This is a genomic window from Stenotrophomonas sp. STEN030, assembly GCF_056759995.1.
On sequence record NZ_JBRREB010000053.1, the window covers coordinates 26,766 to 32,765 of the forward strand.

Annotated in this window: 6 protein-coding genes; all 6 read left to right on the top strand. The window is 63.6% G+C overall.

From position 1 onward, the window contains the following. Window position 1: 1 nt before the first annotated feature. Window positions 2–394 (top strand): hypothetical protein, encoded by a 393-nt coding sequence (locus tag ACVOLR_RS16440; RefSeq protein WP_481537393.1) that lies wholly within the window; start codon window positions 2–4, stop codon window positions 392–394. A 456-nt stretch (window positions 395–850) separates the two neighbouring features. After that, entirely contained in the window at window positions 851–1,762 is a 912-nt protein-coding gene (locus ACVOLR_RS16445; RefSeq protein WP_481537394.1) for an STM4015 family protein, read from the top strand. Between the two features lie 22 nt (window positions 1,763–1,784). After that, window positions 1,785–2,894, top strand: coding sequence for an STM4014 family protein (locus ACVOLR_RS16450; RefSeq protein ID WP_481537398.1), 1,110 nt, complete (start codon window positions 1,785–1,787; stop codon window positions 2,892–2,894). Continuing rightward, entirely contained in the window at window positions 2,887–3,702 is an 816-nt protein-coding gene (locus tag ACVOLR_RS16455; RefSeq protein WP_481537395.1) for an STM4013/SEN3800 family hydrolase, read from the top strand. Before ACVOLR_RS16450 ends, ACVOLR_RS16455 begins: the two co-directional genes overlap by 8 nt. Then, window positions 3,699–5,060 carry an STM4012 family radical SAM protein gene (locus ACVOLR_RS16460; protein ID WP_481537396.1) on the top strand — a complete coding sequence of 454 codons (1,362 nt, stop codon included), beginning with the start codon at window positions 3,699–3,701 and terminating at the stop codon, window positions 5,058–5,060. Before ACVOLR_RS16455 ends, ACVOLR_RS16460 begins: the two co-directional genes overlap by 4 nt. Window positions 5,061–5,067: 7 nt before the next feature. Next, window positions 5,068–5,913 carry an STM4011 family radical SAM protein gene (locus tag ACVOLR_RS16465; RefSeq protein ID WP_481537397.1) on the top strand — a complete coding sequence of 282 codons (846 nt, stop codon included), beginning with the start codon at window positions 5,068–5,070 and terminating at the stop codon, window positions 5,911–5,913. Window positions 5,914–6,000: the final 87 nt, after the last annotated feature.

Below are 6,000 nucleotides of genomic sequence, written 5' to 3' on the forward strand. Positions count from 1 at the left end.
AATGCGATTCAAACCATCTCACTTGGCTCCCCTTCTTCTGCTGGGCGTTGCTGCGCCGGCTTTTGCCCAGACGACCATCTGCAAGATCGAGGGTGATTCGATTGGTCCGGAGTTGATCTCCTGGGACACCAAAACGCAGCGGGCGCAGGTGAAACTGCTGGGCGAGGACTTGCAGGGGAAGATGACCTGGAAGCGGAAGCATGATGATCTTGGTGACAAGGTCAATCTGAGCTTTACGCCTGCTGACCCGCTGTTTGGGGATGAGTATGAGTTTGTGGTGTTCCCTACCGAGAGCGGGCATCGGGTGATGGGGGTTGGGTACAAGTACTACAACGGGGTGAAGTATTTGAATATCAGCCAGGGGAACTATGTGGCTGTTTGTAGTTCGTTGTAGGTCTGAAGCTGGTTGTTTGGTTTTGTGGGAGCTGCGTTAGCTGCGAAGCTGGGGATGTTTGAGGTGTTGGTTTATTGCGAAGGGCACCCCTCCCCGGCCCTCCCCTGCGCTTTGCGCAAGGGAGGGGTTGAGCTGGCTTCGCTTTTAGCTGCTGGTTTGCTGGTTGGCTCTTTTTTTGTGGGAGCTGCTTTAGCTGCGAAGCTGGGGGTGCTTGATCTGCTGGATTACTGCTAAGAGCCCCCCTCCCCAACCCTCCCCTGCGCGGTGCGCAAGGGAGGGGGCTGAGCTGGCTTCGCTTGGTTCTTCTGCTTGCTTGTTTGCGCTTGCTTGCTGCGTTAGCACAGCATGATTACGGAATGGCGAAGGCTCTACGCCTTCCATCTAACGTGATGCATTGCTGCCAGCACCCGCATCCTCTCGGTTATGCTACGGCACCCATTCCGGCAAGGACGTACCGTGACCATTGGCGAATACACGCAGGTTTATCGTGGCAAGAAAGTCGTTGACTTCAAGATGGGTGGCTCGGCGGTAGCCGGCGATGTCGCTTACCGCTTGATGCAGGAATACGACAGCGACGAGAGCCAGGAGGAACTGCTGGCCAACTTCTTCGAGCAGGTTGATCCAAAGTCGATTGAAGTGCTGGTCATCGGGGCATGGGATGAGGCTTCCAGCGATGGCCCGCAGGGCCTGATCGATGGGCTGATTGCGCGCCGTGCCGAGCTGGGCAACCTGAAGGCGCTGTTCGTGGGCGACATGACCTACGAAGACTGCGAGATGTCGTGGATCAACCAGATCTCCTACAACCCGCTGCTGGAAGCCTTCCCGCGCCTGGAGTCGCTGCGTATCCGTGGCACCTCCGAACTTGAGTTGCAGCCCTTCACGCACGCGTCGCTGCAGGAACTGGCGATCGAGAGCGGTGGCCTGCCGAACGAGATCGTCATTGCCATCGCCAACTCCACGCTGCCGGCCCTGCGCCATCTTGAGCTGTGGCTTGGCGATGATGGCTATGGCTTCGATGGCGATGTGGCGGTCTACCAGCGCCTGTTGTTGGCGATCGGGCCGGAGCGTCTGCACTACCTGGGCCTGCGCAACGCCATGATCAGCGACGAGCTGGCGGTTTGGCTGGCCGGTGAGCCGTGGTTGGGCACGCTGCAGACACTGGACCTGTCGCTGGGCACCATCGGCGATGTCGGCGCGCAGGCGCTGTGCGAGAGCCAGAACTTGGGCAGCCTGCAGCGCATCGACCTGAGCCACCACTACATTTCCGCCGCCTGGCAGCAGAAGCTGCAGGCGCTGCCGTGCACGGTGGTGCTGGACGATCCGGAAGAAGAAGACGACGGCGACCGCTACGTGGCGGTGTCCGAGTAAGGCGAAGATGGCCAATTGGCTGTTGATCGGCCCGCGCGGCAGCCGCCGTATCGGGTGGCTGCAGCGTGCCCTGCACGATCAGGGCGCGCCTGCCACGCATGTGTTCGATTACGAAACCCTGCTCGCCGAGCCTGCGCGCTTGCTTGAGGCACTCGCGCAGACGCCCGGTGCCATCGTCAAGCTGGATTCACCCGGCGAAGCGCCTGCGCTGCATCAGGCCTTGGTGCTGCGTGGCTGGGAGTTGTCTGGCGCTGCGGGTGATGCGCCTTTGCCTGCCGCGCATGGCGAGCTGGTGCATCAGCAGTTCTGGTATGCCGGCTTTGCCGATGTGCTGGCGTCGCTTCCGGCAGGGCCGCATTACCTCAATGCACCGGCCGATCTTGCCTGCATGTCGGACAAGCTCTGCTGCCAGCACCTGCTGGCCGATGCAGGCGTGGCGGTGCCGCCCTTGTTCGGTGCGATCAGCGGCTACGAGGATATGTGCGCGCGGCTGCAAGATGCGGCCTGCGAGCGCGTCTTCATCAAGGCCCGCTACGGTTCTTCCGGCGCGGGCGTACTGGCTTACGCGCGCAACCGCGATGGACGCGAGGTGGCCTATGGCTCGGCGGAGCTGGTCGAACAGGACGGCCGCTGGCGGGTGTTCAATTCGCTGCGCCAGCGTCGTTACGACCGGCACGGCGATATCGCGCGATTGGTGGACCTGCTGGCCGAGCAGGGCGCCTACATCGAGCGCTGGATTCCCAAGCCAACCGTACCGGGCAGCGATGGCCGCCGCTATGACGTGCGCGTGGTCGCACTCGATGGCCAGCCACGGCAGCGAGTGGCGCGGATGAGCGCGGGCGCGCTGACCAACCTGCACCTGGGTAATGCCCGCACGCAACTGGAAGCACTGCTGGATGCCGACGCCATCAGCCATCTGCAAGCTGCCTCGGTGAAGGCCGCGGCTGCATTCCCCGCCAGCCGCATGATCGGCTTCGACCTGATCGTGCGCGGCACGCGTAGCTGGGTGCTGGAAGCCAATGGCTTCGGCGACCTGCTACTGGACCTGCGCCATGACGGGCGCACCACCTACGAAGACCAGGCGCTGTTGGCGCCTGCGCGTTCTGCCATCAACGAGTACGCCCATGCTTGAGACCCGCTTGCCCGACATGCACCGCATCGTCGGCAGCCATGACGTGGTGATGATCACCCTGGACGCCCTGCGCTTCGATGCGGCCCAGCGCTGCTTCGAGCGCGGCGAGCTGCCGGTGCTTGCGCCGCACCTGCCGGCCGATGGCTGGGAGCTGCGGCATACGCCGGGCAGCTTCACCTATGCGGCGCACTCGGCGTTCTTTGCCGGCTTCCTGCCTACGCCTGCGCAGCCGGGCCCGCATCCGCGCCTGTTCGCACTGGAGTTTGAGGGCAGCGAGACCATCGTGCCGGAGACCTTCGTATTCTCCGGCCGTGCCGACATCGTCGGCGGCTTCCGTGACCAGGGCTACCGCAGCATCTGCATTGGCGGCGTTGGCTTCTTCAACCGCCGCAATGCGCTGGGCTCGCAACTGCCGGGCCTGTTCGAGGAAAGCCACTGGCAGCCCGAGCTCGGCGTGACCGCGATCGACTCCACCGAGCGCCAGGTAGCACTGGCCTGCGAGCGCCTGGAGGCAGCGGGCGAGCAGCGCTGTTTCCTTTTCATCAATGTCTCGGCCATCCACCAACCGAACCGGCATTACCTGCCCGGCTGCGACGCGGATGGACTGGACAGCCACTGCGCCGCGCTGCGCTACGTTGATGGCGAGTTGGCGGCGTTGTTCGCGGCCTTGCGTGCGCGTGGGCCAGCCTTCGTGATCATCTGTTCCGACCACGGCACCGCTTACGGCGAGGATGGCTTCCGCGGCCACCGTCTCGCCCACGAGACGGTGATGAACGTCCCCTATGCGCATTTTGTGTTGAGCCCATGACCGCCCATCGTTTGTCAGAGCTGCTGCGGCTCGAGCCCTACCAGGCCTATTCCTACTCCTACCCGCACAAGTCCGCGTACCGGCCGATCACCCAGCCGCCGCTGCTTGCCGATGCCTGGGCAAGTGAGCCGCGTGATGCGCTGTTCCTGTACCTGCATGTGCCGTTCTGCAGCTACCGCTGCGGCTTCTGCAATCTGTTCGCAATGGCGCGGCCGGCGCCGGCACAGGTGGAAGCCTATCTGGCGCAGATGGAGAAGCAGTTGCGGGTAACCGCCGACGCCTTGGGCGAGCACCGCTTCGTGCGCTTCGCGCTGGGCGGCGGCACGCCTACCTATCTGGATGCGCCGCAGCTGCAGCGGCTGTTCGACTTCGTGCAGCGCCACGCCAACATCGACCTGCATTCGATTCCTGCTGGCATCGAGGTGTCGCCGGAAACCGTGGACGCGGCGAAGATGAAGATCTGCCGCGACGCCGGCATTGATCGCGTCAGCATGGGCATCCAGAGCTTCAGTGATGCGGAAGTGCGCTCGCTGGTGCGTCCGCAGCAACGCGTGGTGGTCGAGGAAGCCATCGCGCAGATTCGTGCGGCGGGCATTCCAACGCTCAATTTGGATTTGATCTACGGCATTGCCGGGCAGACCGTGGCCAGCTTCCTGACTTCCATCGACAGCGCCCTCGCATTCCAGCCGGAAGAGCTCTACCTCTACCCGCTGTACGTGCGCCCGCATACCGGGTTGGACCGCATCGGTGCGAAGGAAGGCGGCAAGCGCTCTTTCGTCATTCATCCCGAATCGGTGGACAACCGCCTGGCCCTGTATGAAGCCGGCCGCGAGCGTCTTCTTGCCGCGGGCTATGTGCAGGTCTCGATGCGCATGTTCCGCGCAGCGAACGCGCCAGATTCCGGTGGACCGGCGTATTGCTGCCAAAGCGACGGCATGGTCGGCATCGGCTGCGGCGCCCGCTCGTATACCAGCGGCCTGCACTACTCCAGCGAATACGGCGTCAGCCGCCGCTCGGTGGCGGATATTCTTGCGCATTACCTGGAACGCGATGAGGCCTCTTTCGCCCGCATCGATTACGGCGTGCGGCTGGATGAGGACGAGCGCCGTCGCCGCTTCGTCATCCAGTCACTGCTGGCGCAGCCGGGCTTGGATCTTGCGCAATACCGTGAGCGCTTCGGCACGGAGTGCTTCGACGACCTGCCGCAGCTGGATGAGTTGTTCCAGCAGGGCTTGGCCACGCGCGAGGATGCACTTGTCGCCTTGAATGACACCGGGCTTGCCCGCGCCGACACCATCGGTCCGTGGCTGATCTCAGCCGGCGTAGCCGAGCGCATGCGCGACTACCAGTTGGATTGAGCCGCGCATGCATCTTTCCATCCTCTATCGCGGCCGGCTGAGCAGTTGCAACTACGACTGCCCGTACTGCCCCTTCGCCAAGACCTACGACACCCGCACCGCCCTGCGCCGCGACGCCGAAGACCTTGCGCGCTTCGTCGACTGGGCGGAGCAGCAGACGATGGAGTTGTCGGTGCTGTTCACGCCGTGGGGCGAGGGATTGGTGCGCCGCCACTACCGCGATGCGATGGTGCAGCTGAGTCATATGCCGCATGTCCGCCGCGTGGTTATCCAGACCAACCTGTGCATAGCCACGCGCTGGCTGGACGAGGTCAATCTCGACAGCTTCGCGCTGTGGTGCACCTATCACCCGGGGCAGGTGACCCGCACTGCCTTCCTCGCCCGCTGCAATGAACTGGCCAAGCGTGGCGTGCGCTACACGGTTGGCATGGTGGCGATGCGTGAGCATCTGGAGGAAATCCAGCTGCTGCGCGGCGAACTACCGAACGGGGTGCCGATGTGGATCAACGCCTACGACGAGCGCCCTGCCGGTTACTACAGCGATGCCGAGATCCAGCAGCTGCAACGCGTGGACCCGCACTTCCTGTTCAACCTCGAACCCTCGGCAAGCCTGGGCGCACCCTGCTTCACCGGCGAGAACGTGGTGTCGGTGGATGGCGATGGCAACGTCAAGCGCTGCCATTTCGTCGCCGAACCGATGGGCAATCTATACGACGGCAGCTTTGCGGCCCAGCTGCGACCTCGCGGCTGCCCAAACCAACGCTGCGATTGCTATATCGGCTATGCGCACCGCAAGGATCTGCCGTTCCAGCGGGATTATCCGGCCGGCGTGCTTGAGCGGTTTCGGGCATAACGGCAAAACCGGGGTGGGCGTCTTGGGTTTTTGGGTTCTGCCCACACGTCCACCCCCTGTGAGGCACTTAATGGGGGGTGTTGGAAA

What these genes read in the sequence shown, in the direction of transcription:
- ACVOLR_RS16440 (WP_481537393.1), top strand. Translation starts at nt 2, where the DNA reads ATGCGATTCAAACCATCTCACTTGGCTCCCCTTCTTCTGCTGGGCGTT.
- ACVOLR_RS16455 (WP_481537395.1), top strand. Translation starts at nt 2,887, where the DNA reads ATGCTTGAGACCCGCTTGCCCGACATGCACCGCATCGTCGGCAGCCAT.
- ACVOLR_RS16460 (WP_481537396.1), top strand. Translation starts at nt 3,699, where the DNA reads ATGACCGCCCATCGTTTGTCAGAGCTGCTGCGGCTCGAGCCCTACCAG.
- ACVOLR_RS16465 (WP_481537397.1), top strand. Translation starts at nt 5,068, where the DNA reads ATGCATCTTTCCATCCTCTATCGCGGCCGGCTGAGCAGTTGCAACTAC.